Consider the following 23,616-nt stretch of genomic DNA (forward strand, 5'->3'; position numbering starts at 1 on the left):
GTCAGTAACCAATCAGGGATAGAAGAACAGAAGAGTCGGTTTCGTACTCAAGCAGGGCCAGGCCATAGCCGGGCACGCCCTCGAACAGGGAGTAGTGGGCACTGGCCGTTTGCTGATTATAGTGGCCTTTGTAGCCGGCCACGCAGCCGGGCTGCTGGCTCAGGTGGTGCGCCTGCTGGTGCCAGTAGGCGGCAGCCTCCTGGAAAGCCGGGCGCTGCATCGTCTGGTACAGGTACTTGAAAAACAGGCTGTTTCCGCTGGCGCCATAAATCAGGGAGGCATCGGGGACGCGGCACTCCGGGGCACCCCGGCGGTAGGCTGCCGACGTAAGCACCGCCAGCGCGGCCGTGTGCAAGGTTTCCTCCGCGAGGGCCTGGCTTGTTTGCAGCAGGGCAAAGCCGATGCCCAGGTCGCCGTAACAGAGGTTGAGGGTATTGGAGGGTCCCGGCTGCCCCACCACGTCCGGAAACAGGTTCAGGCCGTTGGTGGTCTGGTGGGCCAGCAGGTAGCGGCTGGCTCCCCGCATGGCGGCCTGTAGCTCCGACTGCCGGTACGTGCCACCGGTTTGCAGCACCTTGGCCAGGAACAGCAGCACCGCAGCTATACCATGGCTCCAGCCGGTGTATACCTGGTTTTTGTCAAACAGATAAGAGCGCCAGAAACCGCCCTGCGCTTCTTCTTCATAGGTGCGCAACAGCGTGTCCAGCACCTGTCGCACGGCCTGCTCGGCTCCGGCCGTGCGCCGGCCCAGCAGATACGTGGCCGCCGGCAGGTAGCCCACAAACGGATCAAACAGCTCCTGTTTAGTAAGCAAGGAAATGCCCGGCAGCAGCAGGTGGTCTATTTTTTCCAGAACCAGTTCAAACGATTCATCCAGATAATGCTGCTCGCGCAGGTAGCGGATAACGGTGCCGGCTTCTGCCAGCTCCCGGTAATACAGCGTGGAAGTAGCCGGGTAGCTGGGCAGCAGTTTAATGGCCGTCAGCAGGATTTCGGCCGCGCCGGCCGCGTGCGTTTCACTCTCGGTGAGCGTGGCGTAGGTGTGCAGGAACAGAAACGCCCCCAGTCGCCCCCCCGACAGTCCCGGACTGGCCGGCAATTCCGCGCGGTTGGCCAGCAGAAAGTCGGCAATGGCGCGGAGCTTCTCCCGCAACGGCTCCGCTTCCACTTCGGCCAGCAGGTGGGCGCTACTTGATGCGGCTCTCTTCATCACCGGAGGCGTTGCGGCTCTTGGAAGAAGCCTTGATCTTCTGGTTGCCGAAGCTGTAAGTAAGCGTCGCCTGCAGGAAGTTGGAATCCCAGCGGTACAGGGAGCGGGTGCGCAGGTTGCTGAAGCGCGTATCGGTGAGGGCCCGGGACGTTTTCAGCACGTCGTTGTACACTACCCGCAAAGCGAGCCGGTCGGCCAGAAATTTCTTCTGGAGCCCGAGGTTCACCGAGTATTGCCCCCGGTTGCGGCTCACACCATACGGGGCCGGACTCTGGAAGTAGCCCGAGACGCTGGCATTCCAGCCACCCTTGATTTTGAAGTCGTTGGTCATGCCATACACCCCCGAAAAGCCGCGAATGGTCTGAGGGGCGTTTTCCGTGGACTGCAGGGAGTAAATGCTGTAATAGCCGTTGAAAAAATTGGAAATATTCCACCACGCAAACGGCGCGTAGGGGGCCGTTATCGTGAGGCCGTATTGGCTCTGACTATTCAGGTTTTCGGCTCTCGACTGGGTGACCAGCGAATTAGGCGTTTCGCGCTGCGTAACCCAGGAAATCAAATTATTCGTCCGGGAATAACCGGCTGCAATTACGTAAGTGCCATTAACGGTATAGGTAAGGTCTATGTTATTGGCATATTCAGGTCGTAAAAACGGGTTGCCCTGTGAGTAAGAATAAATATCCTGAAAATAAATAAATGGATTTAGGTCCTGGTAACTGGGGCGTTGTAATCTGCGGGAATAATTGAGACTTAGAAAATCATCTTTGCCAACGGCTTGATTTAATAAAATAGAAGGGAAGAAATTGGTATAGTTTCGCTTGTTGAGAATGTTGCTGGTAACCAAATGCCCTTCTGACTGTGTATTTTCCAGTCGGCCCCCAATCCGGTAATCCAGTTTATTGATTTTGCCGCTATAGCTTAGGTATGCAGCCATAATATTCTCTTTATAGGAAAAATAGTTAGTGCGTTGCGGATCATTTACCCAGTCAATTTCCCGATCCAGCTTTTCGTAGCGGGCGTCGTTATCCGTTTCTACCCGGCTGAACTTGAGGCCGGCTTCGAGCTTGTGCGTACCAATGGTCTGTTCGTAATCGGTTTGGGCCGCCAGAATCTGAATGGCGGTTGGCAGCACGTTCCGCAGGCTGATGCCCGGGGCCAGATTTTTCCCCTCGGGCGTAGTGAAGGAGTTGACAATGAGGTTCGTCTGCCGGCTGTCGTAGTTGGAGTAATCCAGATCAGCGGAAATAGTGCGCACCGAGTCGATGGTGTGGCGCAGGCCCAGGTTGCTGGAGTACTGGGTGGTGCCATATTTCGTATCGGTGAGGCTGAGCAGTGTAGAGTCCGGGGTGGCGGCGTAGCGCAGCAGCTGGGTAGCGGCCGTGGCATTGCGCGTCTTGTCGGAAGTAAAGCCCCGCAGGTAGAGGTTGACGCTGGTGCGGGGACTCAGGGTCCAGTCGAGGCCGGCGCGGTAGTTATGCGCCAGGGAGCGGGAAGGATTTACCAGGTCGGTTTTGTGGGTGGTCAGGACCTGGCCGGTGGCTTCATCCAGGTAATCGAGGCGGTTCTGCTCGGTAGTAGTTACCTGCCGGGCCGACAAGGTATAGCCCGCCGACAAGGCCATGGCGCCCCGCCGGTGGTTAAGGCTGAGGCCCAGATTCTGCCGGCTGTTTTTGGTGAAGGCCCCGCCGGCCGTTACGGTAGCTTTGGTGCCGTCCTGCAGGCCTTTTTTGGTAACAATATTGATGACGCCGCCGGGTCCTTCGGCGTCGTAGCGGGCTCCGGGGCTGGTTATCAGCTCTATCTGCTGCACCTCATTGCTTTGCAGGCCCTTCAGAAATACGGCCAGGTCAGCCTCCGACATGTAGGTTTTCTTGCCATCCAGAATCACCGTGGCGCCCTTGCCATTCAGGGTGATGGACTCGCTCTTGGGGTTGACGTAAATGCCCGGCGACTTCTCCAGAACCTCCAGCGCGGTGTAGCCGGAGGCCAGCACCGTATTGGAGATGTTCACAATCATGCGGTCCGGCTTCTGGATGATGGTGGGCCGGGTGGCCGTAATGGTCACCTCTTTCAGGGCCGTGGCATGGTTGGCGGCCAGCCGAACAGTAAGGCGGGCTACCGGTTCACCGGCGGTTACCTGCACCGGCCGGCTGTCGGAGCTAAAGCCGATAAAGGAGGTTTTGAGCAGGTAGCTGCCAGCTGCCACGCCCGGCAGGCTAAAGGCGCCGGTAGCATCAGTAGTAGTGGCCGTAACGTGGGTGGAATCCTGGGCTTTGAGCAGGACCACGGTGGCAAACTCCACCGGCGCCGGCCCTTCGCCCAGCACCTGCCCGGTAATAGTGACACCCTGAGCCCACGCTGGCGCGGTGCTCAGCAGCCAGAAGAAAAGTGCGAGTAGAATCCTGCCGTGTCGCATAGCTTCGTCGAGTTTGAATTTCTTCGAAGTAACCCGGCGCCAGGCAGGCTAGGAAACTTTTTCGACTAAGTAGAAGCTGCCATAGACGTATTGAAAAGGCCCTTTACCCTATCAAAGGCAGGCCTTAGTAGCTGATAGCGGATTTGACGGCGTTTTCAGGGTTTGCTTTTGCCACCCATGTATGGCTACTGCTTGCAGGACCTCCTGAAGCAATGGCTGCGTGTTAAATGAGATTGATTTTCAGGGGTTTATTTCTGTCTCGAGGTAGAGAGGTAAGGCGCCGTTTGCATGCTCAAACGCCTGTTTTAGCCGTTTATGGAAAGTAGGAAACACGTTTTTACGGGACCACATCTTTCGATATCCGCCAGGAAATTGCCACTTGGTCGAAATACAGCGCTTAGTTTATCCTTCATATGCTGCGGTTGGTCTAGTTTATTTTTTTAGGGAGCAGCAGTGCTATTCATTTGTTTTATCAGCGGTGTACTTCTCTAACCAGAAAGCGTATGAAAGTCTTGCAGAATTTTATAAAGTCATTCAGTAAAAAAGCCTCCGCTTATATTCCGGGGGAGAGTTTTTTATCCGTGAATGAAATGGATTTGGTTTTCGGTGGTAAGCCCGAAGAAATTGCATCTGATGATGCCTATTGGTGGATAGACGAGCAGGATTTATCAGATATTGATACACTGATTAAGTAGTTTTTTTATGGTATTGCTGGTAAGGCGGCGCAATACTATTTTATATGCCTTTTCTACTTCTCTGAACCATACGTGAGGAAGCCGGCCCTCACTGGTTGCATAGTTCCTTTCATTCATCCCCCAAAAAAATTATGAAGAAGAAATCCATCTCCCTGGACAAGTCCCTTTCCCTGGACAAGGAAACCGTAGCCAAGCTCAATGAAGACCAGCTGGGCGACGTAGTTGGTGGCGGTACCACCAACACCTGCAACGGCACCCCGCCTGCCCAGGAACTCGAAGCCATTCCCACCATCAATTCCTGCCAGGCTTGCTCCTGCAACTAAACAGCCCCTTTCCACTTCCAAAATACCAGAACCCATGAAGAAGAAATCCATCTCCCTGGACAAGTCCCTTTCCCTGGACAAGGAAACCGTAGCCAAGCTCAATGAAGATCAGCTGGGCGACGTAGTTGGTGGCGGTACCACTAACACCTGCAACAACGTGCCGGCCCAGGAACTCGAAGCCATTCCCACGATTGGCTCCTGCCAGGCTTGCTCCTGCAACGGAGGTTAAGTGATAGGCAAGTGCTACGGGAGGGCAACAGCTTTTCCGTAGCACTTGTATTACACACGCTGTAGCGTAGCGTGCCCGTTGCGCTAGTTAGTGGCGGTGCTGTAATGAGTTCAGGAATAAACCGTTGGGCCAGGCTGTTCACAAACTGCTCGGCCGGGCGGTTTTCCTGTTGAAAAGCACCCTGCTACACCAGTGGCGTAGGCCCTACTCAGAGGTTAAACTCATTCAGGAAGTGCAAGGGCAAGGTCCTTGTCCCGGCGTCAGCTTCCTGCTAACGTAATCCGCAATGAGAAAGAAGTATGTTCAGCTGAACGCCGCTTTGGCGCTGGATAAGGAAACCATTACCCGCCTCAATGAGGAGCAGTTGCAGGATCTGGTGGGCGGGCAGGTTACGGAAGGCGTTATCACCCAGTCATCGTGCGGGGCCTTCAGTTGCAACCCCGTGGACTGCTACGGTGGCCCCCGAGGAACAGAAGCTCCCAACCAACCCGGGTAGCCCAACGCCACGAGCAGAAAGAAGCGCAGCAGGCCTAGCACTATGCACTGCCTGCTGCGCTTTTTTTCCTTGTGGCTTACCCGGTTTAGCCGCTGTGCTGCTGCTGATCAACAGGATAGATATAAGCAGATATAAGTAGTAGCTTAAACGCCGAATAATGCGCTAGTCTATTCTGCTGCCCGTATTTCGCCGCCGTGCGGGCCATGTGTATCCTTAACGGGCGGCAAATTTCATTCACTTATTACGTGTTGTTCCATGGCTGCCACGCCCCCCCTGAAGCTGGAATCGGAGAAATATTACCTGCTGAGGAAGCCCCTGTTACCACTCCAGACGGTACTTGACCTGAACGAACAAACCCGGCAGGAGCCCGCGCAGCTGGGGCCGGCGCTGTTGCACCTGTTCCGCGACGAGCAGTTGCAGGAGGCCATCTACACGGCTTCGCCGGAACTGTACGCGGAGCTGCACAAGGTGCTGGCAAAAGGCCTGGACCCCACCGGCAAGGACGACCGGCTGGTGGCCACGCTCTACAAGTACCTGATTCGGATGAGCATGCGCTGCACGCCCTATGGGCTGTTTGCGGGCTGCGCGAGCGGCGCGCTGGCGGAAACTACCACGTTTAATTTCACCGGGGTACCACCCCTAAAACAGTCCCGGCTGGATATGAACTACGTGAATGAGCTGGTGCAGCACCTGCTCAGCACCACGGAAGTGAAATACCAGCTGCGCTACTTTCCTAACAACAGCCTGTACGCCATTGCCGACAGCTACCGGTACGTAGAGTACAAGGTTAAGAATAAGCGCCGCCACTACTCCATCACCTCGGTTCGAAAATCGAGCTACCTGGAGGTACTGTTGCAGGCAGCTGGTCCGGGTATCCACTTTGCCCGGCTGGTGGAACTGATACAAGCTGCGGAACCGGAAGCCACGCCAGCGGAGGCCCAGGCCTATATTGAGGAGCTGATTGATTCCCAGTTGCTGATCAATGAGCTGGAGCCCACCATTACGGGCGCGGTATTTTTTGAAGGACTGCCACAGAAGCTAGCCGGTAAAGTAGCGGCTCCGGTGGTAGCGCAGGTAGCGGAAATACAGCAATTGCTGGAAGCGGGCGGAGTACGCAACTTTCAGCGGGTGCACCAGCTGATCAACACGTCCTTCGGGCAGTCCAGCTCCAAGGACCTGATTCAGACCGACCTCTTTTTCAGGCCGGAGAGTAACACGCTCAAAACAGAAGTAATAGAAACCGTGACCAGCCAGCTCAGTGAGCTATTCGCGCTGGCCAATAAAACCAACCTGCCAGACCTGGAACGCTTCAAGAAGGACTTTGTAGAGCGTTTCGAGGACCGGGAAGTGCCCCTGCTGCTAGCCCTGGACAGCGAAACCGGCGTGGGCTACGGCCGCGCCGAGGCGGGTCGCAGTGACCACCTGCCGCTGCTGGATGGCATCACGCCGCGTACTAACACTGCTCCCAAAAGCGCCGAGTGGAAAAAGTACACGCAGTTGGTGCACCGCCTGTTCCGGCAGGCGGCGGCCACCGGCGCGCAGGCCGTGGAGCTGACTCCCGCTGACCTGGCCGGCCTGGAGGCGAAACCCGACCTGGGCCGCAACACACCCGCCAGCCTCTACGCGTTCGGCTCCCTGTTGGCCAGCTCTCCGGCCGCCCTGGATGCGGGCGACTTCCGGTTTGCCCTGGGCGTGTGCTCGGCCCCATCGGCCGCGAACCTGCTGGGCCGCTTCTGCTACGGCGATACCGCGCTGCTGGATAACGTGAAAGCCAGCCTGCAACGCGCCGAGCCTGACACGGAAGAAGCCGTGTACGCGGAAGTAGTTCACCTGCCCGAGGCGCGCATTGGTAACATTCTGATGCGGCCTCATTTGCGGACGTATGAAATTCCGTTTTTGGGGCTGTCGGCCGCGCCGGCCGAGCACCAGATTACGGTGCAGGACCTGCGGGTATCGGTGCGGCAGGGGCAGCTGGTACTCCGTTCGGCCCGCCTGAACAAACGCGTTATTCCCCGGCTGTCCTCAGCGCACAACTACACCACGGGGCTGCCCATTTACCGCTTCCTGTGCGATTTACAGAAGCATGACATCTACTTCGGCGTGAGCTGGTACTGGGATAACCTCAGTTCGGAACCGTTTCTGCCCCGGGTGCAGTACCGGAACATCATCCTGACCAAAGCCACCTGGCACCTCACACTGGCTGATCTGCAGCCGGGCGAGGGCCGCCGGAAACCCCTGACGGAAGCTGTGTTGCACCAGCACCTGCTGGACCGCAAACTGCCCCGGTTCTTCTGCCTGACCGACCATGACAACGAGCTGCTGATTGACGGCCACCACGCGGCGGCCCGGCAGCTGGTAGTGCAGCAGCTGGAAAAGAAAGGCCGCGTGACCCTCACCGAGTTTCTGGCTACGCCGGATAACTGTCCGCTGCAGGGCCCTGGCAATACCCACTACACAAACGAACTGCTGTTGCCACTCTACAATGGGGCGTATGTGCCGCCGGGTACCCCGGCGCGCGCCTTACCGCTGCCCGATGTGACGCGCAGCTTTGCCCCGGGCAGCGAGTGGTTGTATCTGAAACTCTACGCCGGTACCAAAACCATGGACCGAGTACTGACCGAAAAAATCAGGCCGCTGGTGGCGCAGCTGCTGGTGGAAGGCATCATTGACAAGTGGTTTTTCATTCGCTATAACGACCCTCACCACCACCTGCGGGTGCGCTTTCATGTGCCGGTGGGGCAGGAAAGCCGGTTTGCGCAGGTAGTGCAGGCGGTGCAGCAGACCTTGGCGCCGGAGCTGGCGGAAGGGCTGGTGCATAAGCTTCAGCTCGATACCTACGTGCGGGAACTGGAGCGCTACGGGGCTGCCAACATGGAAAACTCAGAGTCACTTTTCTATCATGACAGCCAGGCTATAGCCAACGTACTCAGCCTGCTGGAAGGCGATGAAGGCGAAACCTACCGCTGGCTGCTGGCCCTGCGGGGCCTGGATGAGTTGCTGACGGATTTCGGGCTGGAGCTGCCGGCCAAGAAGCAGGTGTTGCAGCAACTGTCGGAGGCCTTCTTCCAAGAGTTCAACGGCGACAAATCTTTGCAGGTGCAGCTCAACGAAAAGTACCGGCAGGAGTCGCGCCGGATCCGGAGCTTCCTGAACCCGGCCGAAGATGAGCACAATGGCATTGAGGAAGCCACGCAGGAGTTTCTGGTTCGGCGTCGGGAGTCGCGGGAAACGGTAGCGGCTATTCAAGGCCTGTATCCGCAGCCCCTGCCAGCTTCTGCGGCTGGTTTCAGCCTGCTGGCCAGCTACGTGCACATGTACGTCAACCGCTTTGTGCTGTCAAAGTCCCGCCTACATGAGCTGACGCTCTACGGGCTTCTGCACAAGCACTACACGGCTCAGGCTGCTATGGAAAAGAACACGCACTCCGCCCCCAAACCCGTGAGCTATGCCCTCTGAAAACTACTACCACAGTGAGGTAAAGGAAATTATGCTCACCAAGCCCAGCTGGATATTGAAGTGGGGCAACGTCATTATTTTGGCGTTATTACTGCTGGTATTTGCGTTTGCGGCCTTCTTCACCTACCCCGAGTCGCTGACTACCCCCATCACCCTCACGGCAGTACGGCCGGTGGAAGTGCTGAAGCCCCGGCCCGTGAACTGGGGCATTCAGGCCGTACTGGTGAAGGAGGGGGCCACGGTTACGCCCGGCACCCCGCTGGTTGCCTGGTACGATGCCGGACAGGCCGACTACCGGGAGGTGCTTCGGCTGGAAAAGCTATTGCGCGATTATGCTGCCCGGCCGCCGTTACCCGCTGGCACCACCCCAAGCCAAGGACTACTGCGCCGTTTTTTCAGAGTTGATACCCTGAAGCTGGGCACCCTGCGCGGCACGTACCGGATGCTCAACCAGCAGTTGCTGAAGCAGCACGATATTCCCGCCAGCCACATCACGCAGGGCCTGCGCCAGGTGGCCGCTTGGAAAGCAGAATGTATATCGTTGGCGCGCAGCACAGGACAGGCCCGCATCAACTACAGCCTGCCCCAAACAGCCACGCCGGTAGCGGCTACCCAACCCATCCTGTACGTGCAGCCCCCGGCCGCCGAGTACGTGGCGCATGGCTACATCACTGATGCGCAGTATCCCACCGTAACTGCTGGCCAGAAGGTGTTTGTGACGGTGGCCGAGCTGGGTGGGACCCGCATTGCGGGGCGGGTGTTGGGCGTGGCTCCACTGGCCGAGAACAGCCGCCATAAAGTGTTTATTTGTCTGCTGCCCACTGAGAGGACGGTGCTGAACGCCACGTTTTCCGGCACGGCCCGCATTGTGCTGCATAACCGGCCGCTGCTGGAAAAATTTCTGTCCATCAAGAGCTGACCTCCCTACCCAAAAAACCGGCGGCCCGGCACCCACGCTTTGGAAGGTGGGTGCCGGGCCGCCGGTTTTTTGGGTGGCACAAGCTGCGGATTACTGCTCAAGCAACGCCAGAGCCTGCGTGACTACCTGCTCGAACATCGGATACGTGAACGGCTTGGTCAGCACTTTTGAATAGCGTATTCCCAGGCTCTGAACAAAGGATTCGGGGTACGCTGTGGTGATGATGATGCTCTGAAATTGATCCGCGTTTATGCGCACTCCGTCGCCAATGCGGTAGGAGTCATTGGGCTTATCCAGTAAATCCAGGAAGACCAGATCTACCGGGGGAGTCTGTTGCTCATCTACCGTATCGGATAAAGATTCGATGCACCATGTCAGGCGCAGTTGGCTGTAGCGTTGCACATACTTGGTAATAAGTGCGCGGGCTAATTCTTCGTCTTCTACTATTCCACAAGTGAAAATACGCATAAGTAAGGGGCAATTAGGTGCTGCTGTAGGGGGAGGCGGCGAAACTTATAGAGCGCAAAAAAAGGCTGTTTGGAGTTGCTTCCGGAGCAACCCCAAACAGCCTTGACGAGCAATTCTGAAAAGAATAGTTCGGGGAAGCAACTATACCGCGCGGCTGGTGCAGAGCGGAGTGGAAGTCAGGATGTCTTCGGTAACGAACAGCAGGCTGGCGCCGGCGGTAGAAAGATTCGTAACGGTTTCTTTTTTGATGTGGAGTTTCTGGGTAGGAGCAGTAAGCGTTTTCATTAGGCAGTAGTTTATGTGAGATGGATGATCAAATGAAGTAAAAGAGCGCTTTGGTTACCCTATAAATTCGACAAACAGAGAAAACCCTTCGACCATCTGCAAAAGATGGACATATGTACTGAATTTCCCCGGTGGCCAGTAACTATAGCGGCTGTATAACCGGTGTATACAGCTTGTGGGAGCCTGGCAGAAAGGCCGCCAGGAAAGTAGCCGGAATACGGGCAGAATGCCGGTGTGCTACGCCTGCAGCTTCCTGCTACCAACGCGGCCCTGGCTTTTGCCGTACCTTCGGATATGGATTTTGGCCGCCTTTCCGACCTGCGCTACGTTAATTTTCGCCTGCCCGCCGACCACCCCGAAACGGCGGCCGTACTAGCCCGCGCCCTGCCCACGCAACCCGCGCCACCGGCCGTGTACGTGGGTTGCCCCATCTGGACCAACAAGGCCTGGGTAGGCAGCTATTTTCCGCTCGGTGTCCGGGAAACGGAGTATCTGCACCATTACGGCCGGCAGTTCAACAGCATCGAGCTGAACACGACGCATTACCGCATTCCGGATGCGCCCACTGTGCGCAAGTGGCGCGAAGCAGTGCCGGTTACGTTCCGTTTCTGCCCCAAAATCCCGCAGGTTATCAGCCACGACCGGGCCCTGTACAACGCCGATGACCTGACGACCAGCTTCTGCCGTGCCATCGAGGGACTGGGGCCGACGCTGGGGCACGCGTTTCTGCAGCTGCCGCCCACCTTCGGGCCGGAGCACTTACCTCGCCTGGAACGGTACCTGCTCGATTTTCCGGCCTACGTGCCGCTGGCCGTGGAACTGCGCCATCCGGCCTGGTTTTCCGACGCGGGGCTGCTGTCCTCGGTGACGGCTATGCTGGAGGCACTGAATAAGCCGCTGGTGCTGAGTGACGTGGCCGGCCGCCGCGACGTGCTGCACATGCGCCTGACTACCCCCGTGACCTTCATCCGCATCAATGGCCACGGCTTGGTAGATTCCGACTTCCGGCGTGCCGACGATTGGGCCGCCTGCATAGCCGGGTGGCTGGAGGCGGGTCTGCACACGGCGTACGTGTTCATCCACCAGAAAGACATCATGCATTCGCCCATCTGGGCAGAGCATTTTCTGCGCCGGCTGCACGAGCTGACGGGTATGGCGGTGGTACCGCCCCGCGTTATTCCGCAACCGGTGCAGGGTAGACTGTTTTAACGCACCTAAGCAGGTAGTCTCAGGTAGTCTGCTACTGCCGCGCAGTTTATGCGGTGGGGGGAGCTACCTGCTTGAGTGAAAGACTTGTTAGCGGGTAAGACGGCTGCCGAGGCTGAATTTAATCCCAATTTCTGGCGCCAAGCCGAAACGGGCAGGCTGTTTGCCGGTGCCATAATAGGTGTAGTACTTGTACCCAGGCTCCCGACCAATACCAACCCCAACATATGCTTCAAACCAGCCATACTTGCCAATGCGGCGCTGTATGCCCCACAATAAGGTAAGGGTGGAATGCTGATAGGGCCGGTAGTCGTTGTGGCTGAAGGCGGAAGTAGACTGCAGCGCCAGATAGTTGCCCACGAACGGCCCGGTAGCCCGGCCTTTCTGTCGGCGCTATATCTTGGTTGTAATAATATTTCACGCCCACATCAAAACCATAATCCCCGATAATGGATTCCCGGCTGTCGTTGAAGTAGCGTTGCCGTCTTCCCACTCTAAAACCACTGAACCCATTGGCGTACAGGGAAAAGGTCGGTGTGAGGTGATGCTCAACCCCCAGTGCCAACGGAAGCGCAAGGCCATAGTAGCCGCTGGAAAGCCCCCGGGTGAAACCCGTGCCGAGTTTGAGCAACGTGCCCGCCCTAGGCCGGGCCGCAGGCGTGGCCACTGAGTCGGGAGTGGTTTGGGCTATTGTGAACTGGGGGGCCAGTAAGGCGGCAAGAAACGACAGGCCAACTGGAGCCGCTAAAGACAGAATGCGCATAGAAATAAGAAAAGAGGTAGAAATTCAGGTTCAGGATATTGAACCAGGAAGGAAGGTTGCGTACCGGAGCACGAAAAGCAGAAAAAAAACGAGTCGGCCCAACCGGAGGCAGGCAAATCCAGTACCTTGCCAACGCCCCTGACGGCGCGTTTTCTGCCCTTATGAAAGTGAATTTTTCCTCCCTGCTCTTCTCCCTGTTACTGGGAGCCGGCAGCCTCCTGCCTCTCCGGGCACAGGTGCTACCCACGGCTGCCGAAACCCGCTGTCTGCTGCTTCCGCTCGACCCCGCCGCCCGGCTGGACCAGGCCTCCCGAATTGTGGAAGGTGAAGTGCTGGATGCCAGTAGCTTCCGGGGAACCAATGGTCGCATCTTCACTCGTCACCGCCTGCGGGTGTTCAAGCAGCTAAAAGGCCCGGCCACTACTGAGTTGATGGTACTGACGGAAGGCGGTACGCTGGGGCTGGAACGACAGGAGTTGACCAATACACTCCGTCTGGCACCCGGTGAGCAGGGCCTCTTCTTTCTGGAGCCAGTCCGGTTTGCCGGCGTGGCGGCTGGTGCCGGGTGGCAGGCATATGGTAGTGAGCAGGGCTTTATCCGGTATGAACTGAACACTGCCACAGCCATTGAGCCGTTCCGGCAGTATCCGCAGCTGGACGCGGCATTTTATCAGACCGTTGGCGGGGCAACTCCGCGCCTGATGCAGGTAAATCCGGCGCTGGATGCGGCCCTGCTGCGCCGGGCGCAGCCACCGATGGCTGCTAAGGGCCAGGCCCCCGTCATTACTACCCTAACTCCGGCCAGCCTCACGGCCGGTACCAATGCCATCCTGACTATTACCGGCTCGGGCTTTGGGGCCAGCCGGGGCACGGGCAGCGTGGAGTTTCGCAATGCCGATGATGGCGGCGCCTCGTACACCAAAGTCAACGACGACGACTACATCAGCTGGACGGATACGCGCATTCAGGTGCGGGTACCCTCGCTGAGTGCCAGCCGCAACCCCGCCGGTACCGGTACCGTGCGCGTTACCACGGCGGAGCAGGTGCCAGCGGTGAGCCCCGGAATAGTGACTATCGTGTTTGCCGCTGCCAATGTGCTGGATACCAATACCGGGCAGCGAACCGTGCCCGGGCACCGCAATTTTGATGGAGCCGGTGGGGTTACGTTCCGGTTTGATGCGAGCTTTGCCAGTAATGTGGCCGCCTCGGCAGCGTGGCAGCGGGCCCTGGCTACCTGGCGCTGCCAGACCGGCATCAACTGGAGCGTAGGCACTACCCGCACCAAAACCGGCGTGGCCGACGACGGGGAAAACTCCGTGGGGTTCGATAGTGGTCCGGAGCTGCCGACGGGCGTTTTAGGCCGTACCACCAGCTACTACCGGGGCTGCTATCTGGCCAATGGCATAGTGGTGTTCTACGTGCAGGAAATTGATACCCAGTTCGATGATGCTACTAACTGGCAGTTTGGGCCGGCCAGCCCTACGGCGGTGCAGCTTGATTTTGAGACGGTAGCGGTTCATGAGCTGGGCCACGCGCAGCAACTCTCGCACCTGATTCTGCCCACGGCCGTGATGCACTACGCCATTGCCAGGGGGCAGCGCAGCCGCACCCTGGCCGCCGGCAGTGATATTGCCGGGGGCCGCTACGTGTTGCGCACCCGTAGCTTTCAGCCCGCCGCCTGCGGCCCGGCCCCGATGCTGCCTGCCCCGCTTACCGGGCAGCTGGCCACCTACGCGGCCGGAAGCGGTACCACCGTTCAATGGACCACCCGCGACGAATGCTACCTGAACAGTTTTGTGGTGGAGCGGGCCCCGGCCGATACTACGGCAGGCTGGCAGCCGGTAGCTACCGTGGCGGCCGGCGCAACGTCCGGGCAGTATCGTTTCGTGGATGCTCAGCCGCTGCCAGGCCTCAGTTACTACCGCCTCCGCCTGCGCCGTCCCGATAATTCCCTGGATACGGCCATGCCCATCGGGGTGACCGATGATGCCTCGGCCCTGAACTCTTTACAGGTGTTTCCGAACCCTTTCCAGACCGGCGAACCGCTGAATCTGCAGTACGTGGGCGGTTCTGCGACCGGTAGTCTGGTGGTGCGCTTCTATGATGCCGTGGGCCGCTACCTGGGCGGCTCCCGCCTCGATTACCTGCCGGGCCTGAACCAGTTCCAGGTAACGCCCCCAGTCCTACGCGCCGGCTACTACCTCATTCGCTGGAATGACACCAACGGCCGCAACGGCACAGTGCCGCTGGCGGTGAGTGAGTGAGTGAGTGAGATGTCATTGCTAGGGCGAAGCACCCGAAGGACAGCACAGCTAATCCGTCCTTTCCAATTCTCAAAGCCCTGAAAAGCAGAAAGCCCCTGACGTCCGTGTTGGCGTTGGGGGCTTTCTGCTTATCTACTATTTACGCCTCGAAAAGAAAGGATTAGTGTGCTGTCTCGAGTGCCTCGTGCTGCTCGTTCGCCATAACAACCACTCACCGCGTCAGGAGCATGGCCCCGTAGGAGTAGCCGCCCCCGAATACGGTGACGATAATGTGGTTGCCGGGCTGCAGCAGCGGCCATGTATCGGCCAGGGCAATGGCGGCGCCGGCGCAACCGGTGTTACCCAGTTCCTCGATGTTGGAAACGGCGCGCTCCTCGGGCAGGCCCAGCTGCTGCAGCACGTTTTTGGTGATGCGCAGATTGGCTTGGTGCGGAATCAGATACGTCACGTCGGCCACGCTCAGGTTGTTCTGCTCCAGAATCTGCTGAGTGACGCGCGTCATGTAGGTGCAGGCGTGGATGAACACGTCTTTGCCGAAGGGCATTACAATGCCGCGCTCCACGGGTTTCAACGTTACGGCCTGGTCGGCCTTGCCGATATTGCCGGCCCCGCCCGTCCGGATTGCCTGAACGTGCAGGTCGGCAGGCGCCAGGCGCTCCTTGGACAGCAGCAGCACCGCCGCGCCGTCGCCCCACAGGTGCCCGGCCACCGTGTCGAAGTCGTTGTTGTAGGCCGTGTTATGTTCGCTCACAACCACCAGCGCCCGTTGGGCTTTGCCCATGGCAAAGTAGCCCTCCACAATTTCCACCGCGTTCAGCAGCGAAGAGCAGGCCGAGGAAATGCTCACCACCGGAATGTCCGACACGTTCAGCTCGCGCTGCACGGCGTGCGCCACGGTGTAAATGGTATCGTGTGGGGTGTAGGTGCCACCCACAATCAGGTCGATATCGGCCGCCGGAAAAGCCGGAGCCTGTGCCAGCGCACGGCGGGTGGCTTCTAGGGCCATCGTGTTCGTATTCTCGTCAGGAGCCGCCTTGCGGCGGGCCCGGATGCCGGTACGCTCCGTTATCCACTCGTTCGAAAGGCCGTTAAGGCGAGTGAAATGTTCGTTGGTAATGATTTCGGCGGGCAGGTAAGCCGCCACCTGATGAATGTACACGGAGCGAAAAGGAGAATAAGGCGCGAAGCGGAAGTGAGGCCGCAAGGTACGGCGTTCGAAACAAGTTGCCGGCTATTCCGGCCGGGGCCCGTACTTTGCACCGGTGCCGTTCGTTGAACACGGACCTCAGGGCTGGGTTCAACGGCCTACTTACAACATTATGATGTTCCTTAATTCGCTTCGTGCGGGGTGGCTCCTGGCGGCCCTGCTGGGGGCCGGAGCCGTGCTGGCTCCGGCCGTACATGCCCAGAAATACCACACCGCCGCCGGCCTGCGGCTCGGCAAAAACAACTACGGCCTTACGGTACAACAGAAAATCTTTGAGAAAACGACCCTCGAAGGCCTCGGTTTGGTAGGATCCCGCGAAGTAAGCGCCACGCTGCTGGCCGAGCGGCACTTTGGCATCCTGGGCCCCAGCCTCAATTACTACTTCGGGGCGGGCGGCCACCTGGGCCGCAACAAGGACACGGGCGGCTTCGGGGGCTTCGATGCGCTGGCAGGAGTGGAGTACAAGGTGGCCTTTGTTCCCATCGTACTCAGCCTCGACTTCAAGCCCACCGTGGAAATCAACTCCGACGACTGGGCCCGCTTCCCTACGGCCGTCTCTATCCGCTACGTTATCATAAAAGACAAATCGAGCATTTTCGATGGCGTATTCGGCGGCGACAAAAAGAAGAAGTCGAAATCAAAGTCGAAGTCCAAAGCGAAAAGCGGCAGCGGGCGTGGCCTGTTCGATTTCTAACTTCAGCGGCTGATTGCAGGGCTAAAGCCGCCACTATGTAACTCCTGAGAACCTCCGGTAAGTAGCTCGCCAGCTACCGACCGGAGGTTCTCGGCGTTTAGAGTGGAGGTGACAGGGGTTTTTGTGTATGCAAGTTGCTGAACGATAAGTGTTTTTGAAATTAATGAGGTCTTGAGGGCTTGCAAATGAATAGGAATAGTGAAATTCATCTTGTTTAATTAATGCAATTAAAAATGAATAACTTTCAATTATAGAAATTTCATCTATCTTTAGTAGTAAGAATAGTATTGTCTTTATTACAAAAATTCCCCTAAAGATGAAAAAACATTCTGCTTCCGCGAAGTGGCCTCGGCTAGTGTGGCTTCTGGTAGTGGTCTGTTGGCCAACCCTGGTTTCTGTGCAGGCGCAGCCTACGGGATGCACTGGCACCAGTCCCGGTGGGCAGCCGGCTGATAATGGACTGTATGCTGAGTATTTCAGTGGCTATTTCGCCGATGATCCAGCTTTTTTCACTGATAACAGTCATCCGGCCAGCCTCATCCGTACGGATGCGCAGGTGAACTTCGCCGCCAACAACAGCTTCGGCGACCTGCTGCCCATAGCGGGCGGCGCTGCCCAAGATCCGGACCGGTTTAGCCTGCGTTTGCGCGGCAGCCTCACTATCACTACCGCCGGAGACTATACCTTTTACCTGACCTCCGATGATGCCGCGTACCTCTGGCTGGATGATAATGCCCTGGCATTGCCTGCGGCTCTTTCTACTGCCCTCATCGACAATGGCGGCGGCCATTCCAGCCTTACTCGCTCAGCTACGGTAACGCTGCCGGCCGGCCGCCACAACGTGCTGATTCTGTACGGGGAGGACTGCTGCGACAATGTACTGGTGTGGGAGTATGAAGGCCCCGGCATTTCCCGGCAGGTAGTGCCCGCCTCGGTACTGTGCACCTCGGTGGTGCCGCTGCCGCTGGCCCCGCAGGCCATTACCTACACCCCGGCTACTAGGGCCCTGCCTACCGGTGCCTCGCGCAACTCCGGCGTGCCGGTGGTGCAGGATGGGGGCGCGGCCGTTACGGAGTTTGCCGTGACCAACGCGGGTGCGCTGCCGGCGGGTATTACTATCAACGCCACTACGGGAGTACTGACGGCGGCGGCTTCCGTGGCCCAGGGGACATATGATGTGGATGTGGCCATCAGCAACGCCAACGGTACCAGTTCTTTTCGGAACGCCTTCCGGTTTCTGGTCACGGCTCCGCTGCCCGGCGGCTGTGGTGGCCCCGACCCCGCCGGCGAGCCAGCCTCAGCGGGCCTGTACGCCGAATATTTCAGCGGCTATTTTGCCGATGATCCGGGATTCTTCACCACCCTCACGCCGGGCTTGGTCCGCACCGATCCTCAGGTGAATTTCGCCGCCAGTTACAGCTTCGGAAACCTGCTGCCCGTAGCCACCGGCACCACCCAGGACCCCGATGAGTTCAGCCTGCGCCTGCGCGGCAGCCTGTACCTGGCCACTACGGGTTCTTATACCTTCTACCTGACGGCCGATGACGCCGCCTACCTCTGGCTGGATAACAATGCGCTGGCACTGCCAGCCGTGCGCCCCGATGCGCTTATCGATAATGGGGGCTACCATCCGGCCACTACCGTAGCGGTTACGGTAACGCTGGGCGCGGGCCTGCATAACGTGCTGCTGCTATACGGTGATAATGGCTTGGGTAACAGCCTAGTGCTGGAGTACGAAAGCACCGGCCTGGGCATCAGCCGGCAGGTGGTGCCCGGTACGCTGTTCTGCACTTCGGTACAGCCTCTGCTGCCGCCCCCGGCCGCCCTGGGCTACTCGCCCAAAAGTCTGCGGCTGGTAGTCGGTGCTTCGGCTACCTCTGCCGCTCCCACGGTTACGAGTGCCTCGGCCGTAGTGGAATACGCCATTACTAACACGGCTGACTTGCCGACGGGCATTACCATCAATGCCGCCACCGGTCAGGTGACGGCCAATGCCACAGTGCCCGAAGACAGCTACCAGCTAGATATAGCTGCGCGTAATGCCGGGGGCAGTGCCGTCTTCGCCCGCTCGTTGTCGGTGCAGGTGGTGCCGCCCGCGCCGGTCGGGTGCTCCGGGCTTGATGCGGGCGGCCGGCCGGCTTCGTCAGGATTATACGCCGAGTTTTTTCCGGGTTACTTCAACGATGATCCGGCCTTTTTTAACACCACTACCCCCGCCCAGGGGCGCAATGTGGAGGTGCTCGATTTCAGCAGCCCCGAAAGCTGGGGCGACCTGACCGGAGCGGCCGGCGGCACCCCCGAAGACCCGGATAGCTTCAGTGCCCGCTTCAAAGGCCGCATCCGGATAGCGGTAGCCGGTACCTATACCTTCTACCTGACCGCCGATGATGGGGCCTTTCTATGGCTGGATAACGCCGCCTTGGCCTCAACCCCGGCCATTGCTCAGGCACTCATTCAGAACGGCGGCCAGCACTCTGAAACCACTGAGCAGGCCAGCATCTATCTCAGCGCCGGCCTGCACGATATTCTGGTGCTATACGGCGAAAATGCAGCTTTCAACAGCCTGAAGCTGGAATACGCCAGTACCGAGGCCGGCGTGGCCCGGCAGCTCACTCCCACAGCCGGTTTGTGCTCCTCCAGCTCCAATGCGCCACTGCCCGTAACGCTGGTCCGGTTTGGGGCCCAGCCCCAGGATGTTGATGTGGCCCTCAGCTGGGAAACGGCTCAGGAGCTGAACAGTGCGTCGTTTGAGGTAGAACGCTCCGCCAACGGACAAGTATTTGAGGTACTTGGCCAGGTAGCCGCGGCCGGCACCACTACCCAGCGTCAACGCTACACGTTTACTGACCGCGCCCCGTTGTCGGGCATCAGTTACTACCGGCTGCGTCAGCTCGATCTGGATGGCACGGCCCACCTTTCCGGCGTGGTGGTGGTGCAGTGGGGCGGGGCCGTGGTGACGCAGCTGCGGCTGTTCCCGAACCCCAGTCCCAACGGTGAGGTGACAGTGGAGCTGACCCAGCCTACCCCCGAAGCCACCACCGTGGAAGTCTTGGATCTGCGCGGGGCAGTGGTCCACCGCCAACTAGTGCCGGCCGCCACCCACCCCCAGGAAGTGCCCCTGAAGCTGCGCAAATTGCCCGTGGGCATCTACCTCCTGCGCCTGATAACTCCCACGGGCATTACCACCCGCCGGCTGATGCTGCAATAACCGGGCAGGCTTCTGATACGCAAAAGGCTCCAACGACGTGCCGTTGGAGCCTTTTTGCGTCAGGATCTGGCTGATGGATTTGCTTATTCGCGGTGGACGCGGCCGCTGCCTACCACCGAGCTTTTTACCTGCGGATTGCCCGTCACATACACCTCGCCCGAGCCCACAATACTGGCCTCCAGCAGTTGCGTGGCCTGCACCCGACAGTCGCCGGAGCCGCTGATGCTCACGCTGCAGGTTTTGCTTTGCAGCTTAGCCGCCTGCACGCCGCCCGAGCCGCTCACGCTGATGGCCTGTTCCGGGGCTACCCCCGCCGCCTGAATGGTGCCCGAGCCCGAGAGAGAGGAGCTGATTTTATCGGCCGTAACGCTGGTGAGCTGAATCCCGCCCGAACCGCTGACAGCCAGATCCAGATTAGCCGCTTTAATGTCGTCGGCCGCCTTGATGGTACCGGAGCCGCCTACCGACAGGCCCTTGATGACGGGCATGGTCACGTACACCGTGACGTTGCCTTTCATGTTATACCAGCTCATGCCGCTTTGCTTTTTGGTATTGATGCGCAGCTTGTTGTTGGTGACGATGGTTTCGAGGTGGGCCAAGTCCTCGGCGTCGCCCTGTACTTCTACTTTCTGCGGGCTGCCCTGGCGCAGCACCACCTTCATCGAACCGCCCAGGCCTACCGAGGTAAAAGCGCCTACAGAGCGGGTTTCGCGAGTATCAGCCATACGGAAAGCAGATAACAGCACAATGGCCATGAGCAGGCCCGGCAGCAGGAAACGAAAGGCTTTCATAACAAAACAGCGTTGAAGTTGGACGTATGAGAGGATAGATGTGCCGGCTCATGCAACAGTTGCCTGTTGAAAAAAAAGAATTCCAACAAAGCTATACCTCAACACACAGGAAGCTACAGCGGTGTTGAGGTGGGTAAATTCGGTAGCTTTGGCGGGCTCAACTCATCGGCCGCTTCTGTACTTATGCACCCGCACCAGGAATTACTGCACCGCTTCTACCAAGCCTTCCAGCGCCGCGACCACGCCGGCATGGCCGCGTGCTACCACCCCGAAGCTACTTTCGAGGACGCGGCCTTTCAGCTGAAAGGAGCCGAAATCGGGCAGATGTGGCGCATGCTCTGCGAGCGGGGCCGCGACCTGCGCTTGGCCTACAACGACGTAGCTGCCGACGAGCACGCCGGCCGCGCCACCTGGGATGCCCGCTACACCTTCTCGCAAACCCGCCGCAAGGTGCACAACCACATTCAGGCCCACTTCACCTTCCAGGACGGCCTCATCCGCACCCACCGCGACGAGTTCAGCTTCTGGCGCTGGTCGCGGCAGGCGCTGGGGCCGGTGGGCTGGCTGCTGGGCTGGTCGAAGTTTCTGCAGAACAAGGTGCGCGCCACCGCCCGGCAAGGCTTGGAGCAGTTCATGGCTCGCCCGAAACAGTAAGTATGCAGCGGTGCTCGCATGAAAAGAACGTCATTCCGAGCGAAGGCGGAGCCGCAGTCGAGGAATCTCGCGTGCTGACGCTGCAGGGGTAATCATTATGTAGAAGCGGATCTTTCGGCTGGAATCGTTGAGCCACTGAGTTAGCTTGACAACATCAGCACGCGAGATGCTTCGGCAAGCTCAGCATGACGCTCAGCATGCTGATAAGCAAGAAAGGCTTTCTGCACTGCGCAGAAAGCCTTTTTCTTCGTTTTTGAAAAGTCAGCCTACCAGATTTTCACCCGGGCTGAATCAGGCAGGTAGAGTTTCTGGCCGGGCTTCACGTTGAAGGCTTCGTAGAACTCGGGCACGTCGGCGAAGGGGCCGTTGATGCGGAACTGGGCCGGCGAATGTACATCGGTGAGGATGGCCTGGGCCAGCCGCTCATCGCGCTGGTGGGTTTGCCAGCCCAGCGCGTAGCCCAGGAAGTAGCGTTGGGTAGGCGTGAGGCCGCCAATCTTCTCGCCCTTCTTGTACTGCTCGGTTTTCTTAAAAGCATCCAGGGCAATGACGATGCCGCCCAGGTCGGCAATGTTTTCGCCGGCCGTGGCCTTGCCGTTGATGTGCAGCGAATCGAGGATGGTGTAGCCATTGAACTGCCGCACGATGCCGTTGACGCGCTGCTGGAAGGCGGCCCGGTCCTTCTTGCTCCACCAGTTGCGCAGGTTGCCCTTCTCATCAAACTGGCTGCCTTCATCATCGAAGCCGTGGGTTAGCTCGTGGCCGATGGTGCTGGCCCCGGCGTAGCCATAGATAACGGCATCGTCGGCATTGGCGTCAATCAGGCCGGGAATGGCGAAAATGGCGGCCGGCAGCACAATTTCGTTGTTGCTGGGGTTGTAATAGGCGTTGTAGGTCTGGGGCGTCATTCCCCACTCGGTGCGGTCGACGGGTTTGCCTAGTTTGTTGAGGTTGTAGCGGTAGGCCCACTCGTTGGCGCGCATCACGTTGGCGGCGTAGGAGCTGCGGTCTACTTTCAGGGAGGAGTAGTCCTTCCACTTATCGGGGTAGCCTACTTTGCGGGTGATTTTGGTGAGCTTCACCAGCGCCTTTTGCTTGGTGGAGTCGCTCATCCAGTCCAGCTTCTGGATATGCTCGCGGAAGGAGGCCACCACATTTTCGGTGAGGTCCTCGTAGCGCTTCTTGGTGGCGGGGGTGAAGTATTCCTGCACGAACAGCTGGCCCAGGGCCTCGCCCATGGCATTTTCCTCGGCATCGAGTACGCGTTTCCAGCGGGGGCGCTGCTGCTTGGCGCCCTGCAGCACGGTGCCGTAGAAGCGGAAGTTCTCGTTGTCGAAGTCCTGGCTGAGCGTGCCGGCAAAGGCGTGCACCAGCTGCCACTGCAGGTAGGCTTGCCAGTCGGCCAGGGGCGCGGTGGTGAGCAGGCGGCCGGCTTCGCGGTAGAACTCGGGCTGGCCTACAATCACCGTATCTACCTTGGCAAGCTGCATCTGCGCCAGCCAGGGCTTCCAGCTGAGGCCGGGCGTGAGCTTATCCAGGCCCGAAACGGCCATCTTGTTGTAGTTGGCGTACGGGTCGCGCAGGGCTTCGAGCTTGCGCGAGGAGGCCGCCAGCCGGGTTTCCAGCTGCACCACGCGCTGGGCGCTGGCCTGGGCCGTGGCCGCATCCTGGCCCAGCAGCCCGAACATGGTGGTGAGGTGCTTGTCGTACTCCTGCCGGATGTTCTTGGTGCGGGCGTCCTTGTTGAAGTAGTAGTCGCGGTTGGGTAAGCCCAGGCCCGACTGCCACAGCTGCAGGGCCATTTTGTCGCTGTTTTTGGCGTCCTGGCCCACGTAGTAGCCAATGAGAGCATTCACGCCCAGCGGCTGCAGGCGGGCAATGGCGGCCTGCACATCGGCCACCGACTGGATGGCGGCAATGCGGTCCAGCTCCTGTTTCAGCGGGGCCACGCCCTGCTTATTGATGGTGGTGCTGTCCATGCCCGTGGCCCAGAAGTCGCCGATTTTCTGCTGCACCGAGCCAGCAGCGGCGCTGGTTTTGGCGGCGTCCTCGTTGAGCTTGCGCAGGCGGGCGTACACCTCGTTCTGCACCTCCTTGCCGATGCCCCAGTTGCTTTCCGACGCCGGAATAGGATGCTGCTTGAACCAGGCCCCGTTGGCGTAGTTGTAAAAATCGTCGCCGGGGCGCACGGTGGTATCCAGGTTGGCCTGGATGAGGTCGGGGCCAGCGGCCCGGGACTTGCCGCCGGGCTGGCAGGCCGTGAATACAAGGCCCAGCAGCGGGGCCGCCAGCAGCCAGGGCCGCAGGAGAGGAGAGGAAATCATAGAAAACA

19 protein-coding genes are annotated in these 23,616 nt (G+C 59.0%); 11 read left to right on the forward strand and 8 right to left on the reverse strand.

Annotation, left to right across the window (positions count from 1 at the left end):
- Position 1 precedes the first annotated feature (1 nt).
- Both HSW_RS02415 and HSW_RS02420 read right to left on the reverse strand, forming a co-directional pair.
- Positions 2–1,210: a lanthionine synthetase LanC family protein gene (locus HSW_RS02415; RefSeq protein ID WP_044000685.1), complete on the reverse strand. Its 1,209-nt coding sequence runs from the start codon at positions 1,208–1,210 to the stop codon at positions 2–4.
- Complete coding sequence (locus tag HSW_RS02420; protein WP_044000686.1) at positions 1,188–3,626, reverse strand: outer membrane beta-barrel protein; 2,439 nt, start codon at positions 3,624–3,626, stop codon at positions 1,188–1,190. The genes HSW_RS02415 and HSW_RS02420 overlap by 23 nt, the downstream gene beginning before the upstream one ends.
- A 503-nt stretch (positions 3,627–4,129) precedes the next feature.
- Here HSW_RS02420 and HSW_RS02425 point away from each other — a divergent pair.
- The 6 genes from HSW_RS02425 to HSW_RS02450 all read left to right on the forward strand — a co-directional run bounded on the left by HSW_RS02425 (position 4,130) and on the right by HSW_RS02450 (position 9,744).
- On the forward strand, positions 4,130–4,321 hold the full coding sequence (locus tag HSW_RS02425) for a hypothetical protein (RefSeq protein WP_044000687.1): 192 nt from the start codon (positions 4,130–4,132) through the stop codon (positions 4,319–4,321).
- Positions 4,322–4,452: 131 nt separating this feature from the next.
- A complete protein-coding gene (locus tag HSW_RS02430; protein WP_044000688.1) occupies positions 4,453–4,644 on the forward strand; it encodes a class I lanthipeptide in 192 nt (63 codons plus the stop codon).
- A 34-nt stretch (positions 4,645–4,678) separates the two neighbouring features.
- Complete coding sequence (locus tag HSW_RS02435; protein ID WP_044000689.1) at positions 4,679–4,873, forward strand: class I lanthipeptide; 195 nt, start codon at positions 4,679–4,681, stop codon at positions 4,871–4,873.
- Between the two features lie 286 nt (positions 4,874–5,159).
- The gene (locus HSW_RS02440; protein WP_044000690.1) at positions 5,160–5,369 is read left to right on the forward strand and encodes a class I lanthipeptide; all 210 of its coding nucleotides are present in this window, start codon (positions 5,160–5,162) and stop codon (positions 5,367–5,369) included.
- 255 nt (positions 5,370–5,624) lie between these two features.
- Positions 5,625–8,825, forward strand: a complete 3,201-nt coding sequence (locus HSW_RS02445) for a lantibiotic dehydratase (protein ID WP_044000691.1) — start codon at positions 5,625–5,627, stop codon at positions 8,823–8,825.
- Entirely contained in the window at positions 8,815–9,744 is a 930-nt protein-coding gene (locus HSW_RS02450; protein WP_044000692.1) for an HlyD family efflux transporter periplasmic adaptor subunit, read from the forward strand. Before HSW_RS02445 ends, HSW_RS02450 begins: the two co-directional genes overlap by 11 nt.
- 90 nt (positions 9,745–9,834) lie before the next feature.
- Here HSW_RS02450 and HSW_RS02455 read toward each other — a convergent pair whose 3' ends face one another.
- Complete coding sequence (locus HSW_RS02455) at positions 9,835–10,212, reverse strand: response regulator (RefSeq protein WP_044000693.1); 378 nt, start codon at positions 10,210–10,212, stop codon at positions 9,835–9,837.
- Positions 10,213–10,353: 141 nt separating this feature from the next.
- A complete protein-coding gene (locus HSW_RS24035) occupies positions 10,354–10,497 on the reverse strand; it encodes a hypothetical protein (RefSeq protein WP_155832792.1) in 144 nt (47 codons plus the stop codon).
- Positions 10,498–10,731: 234 nt separating this feature from the next.
- On the opposite strand from HSW_RS24035, the gene HSW_RS02460 reads away from it, so the two are divergent.
- Positions 10,732–11,706: a DUF72 domain-containing protein gene (locus HSW_RS02460; protein ID WP_231501342.1), complete on the forward strand. Its 975-nt coding sequence runs from the start codon at positions 10,732–10,734 to the stop codon at positions 11,704–11,706.
- A gap of 87 nt (positions 11,707–11,793) precedes the next feature.
- Here HSW_RS02460 and HSW_RS02465 read toward each other — a convergent pair whose 3' ends face one another.
- On the reverse strand, positions 11,794–12,063 hold the full coding sequence (locus HSW_RS02465; protein WP_044000694.1) for a hypothetical protein: 270 nt from the start codon (positions 12,061–12,063) through the stop codon (positions 11,794–11,796).
- A 564-nt stretch (positions 12,064–12,627) separates the two neighbouring features.
- Here HSW_RS02465 and HSW_RS02470 point away from each other — a divergent pair.
- Positions 12,628–14,730 (forward strand): matrixin family metalloprotease, encoded by a 2,103-nt coding sequence (locus tag HSW_RS02470; RefSeq protein ID WP_044000695.1) that lies wholly within the window; start codon positions 12,628–12,630, stop codon positions 14,728–14,730.
- 211 nt (positions 14,731–14,941) lie between these two features.
- Here HSW_RS02470 and HSW_RS02475 read toward each other — a convergent pair whose 3' ends face one another.
- Positions 14,942–15,889, reverse strand: a complete 948-nt coding sequence (locus HSW_RS02475) for a 3-oxoacyl-ACP synthase III family protein (protein WP_044000696.1) — start codon at positions 15,887–15,889, stop codon at positions 14,942–14,944.
- A 160-nt stretch (positions 15,890–16,049) separates the two neighbouring features.
- Between HSW_RS02475 and HSW_RS02480 the strand changes: the two genes are divergently transcribed.
- Positions 16,050–16,631, forward strand: a complete 582-nt coding sequence (locus HSW_RS02480) for a hypothetical protein (RefSeq protein WP_044000697.1) — start codon at positions 16,050–16,052, stop codon at positions 16,629–16,631.
- Between the two features lie 397 nt (positions 16,632–17,028).
- The gene (locus HSW_RS22430) at positions 17,029–19,839 is read left to right on the forward strand and encodes a PA14 domain-containing protein (protein ID WP_052346028.1); all 2,811 of its coding nucleotides are present in this window, start codon (positions 17,029–17,031) and stop codon (positions 19,837–19,839) included.
- Between the two features lie 83 nt (positions 19,840–19,922).
- Here HSW_RS22430 and HSW_RS22435 read toward each other — a convergent pair whose 3' ends face one another.
- Positions 19,923–20,630 carry a head GIN domain-containing protein gene (locus tag HSW_RS22435; RefSeq protein ID WP_052346029.1) on the reverse strand — a complete coding sequence of 236 codons (708 nt, stop codon included), beginning with the start codon at positions 20,628–20,630 and terminating at the stop codon, positions 19,923–19,925.
- A 183-nt stretch (positions 20,631–20,813) separates the two neighbouring features.
- On the opposite strand from HSW_RS22435, the gene HSW_RS02495 reads away from it, so the two are divergent.
- Complete coding sequence (locus tag HSW_RS02495) at positions 20,814–21,284, forward strand: nuclear transport factor 2 family protein (protein ID WP_044000698.1); 471 nt, start codon at positions 20,814–20,816, stop codon at positions 21,282–21,284.
- Between the two features lie 266 nt (positions 21,285–21,550).
- Here HSW_RS02495 and HSW_RS02500 read toward each other — a convergent pair whose 3' ends face one another.
- Positions 21,551–23,608: a M13 family metallopeptidase gene (locus HSW_RS02500; protein ID WP_044000699.1), complete on the reverse strand. Its 2,058-nt coding sequence runs from the start codon at positions 23,606–23,608 to the stop codon at positions 21,551–21,553.
- Positions 23,609–23,616: the final 8 nt, after the last annotated feature.

The organism is Hymenobacter swuensis DY53 (assembly GCF_000576555.1).
In the GTDB taxonomy this organism is placed as follows: Bacteria; Bacteroidota; Bacteroidia; order Cytophagales; family Hymenobacteraceae; genus Hymenobacter; species Hymenobacter swuensis.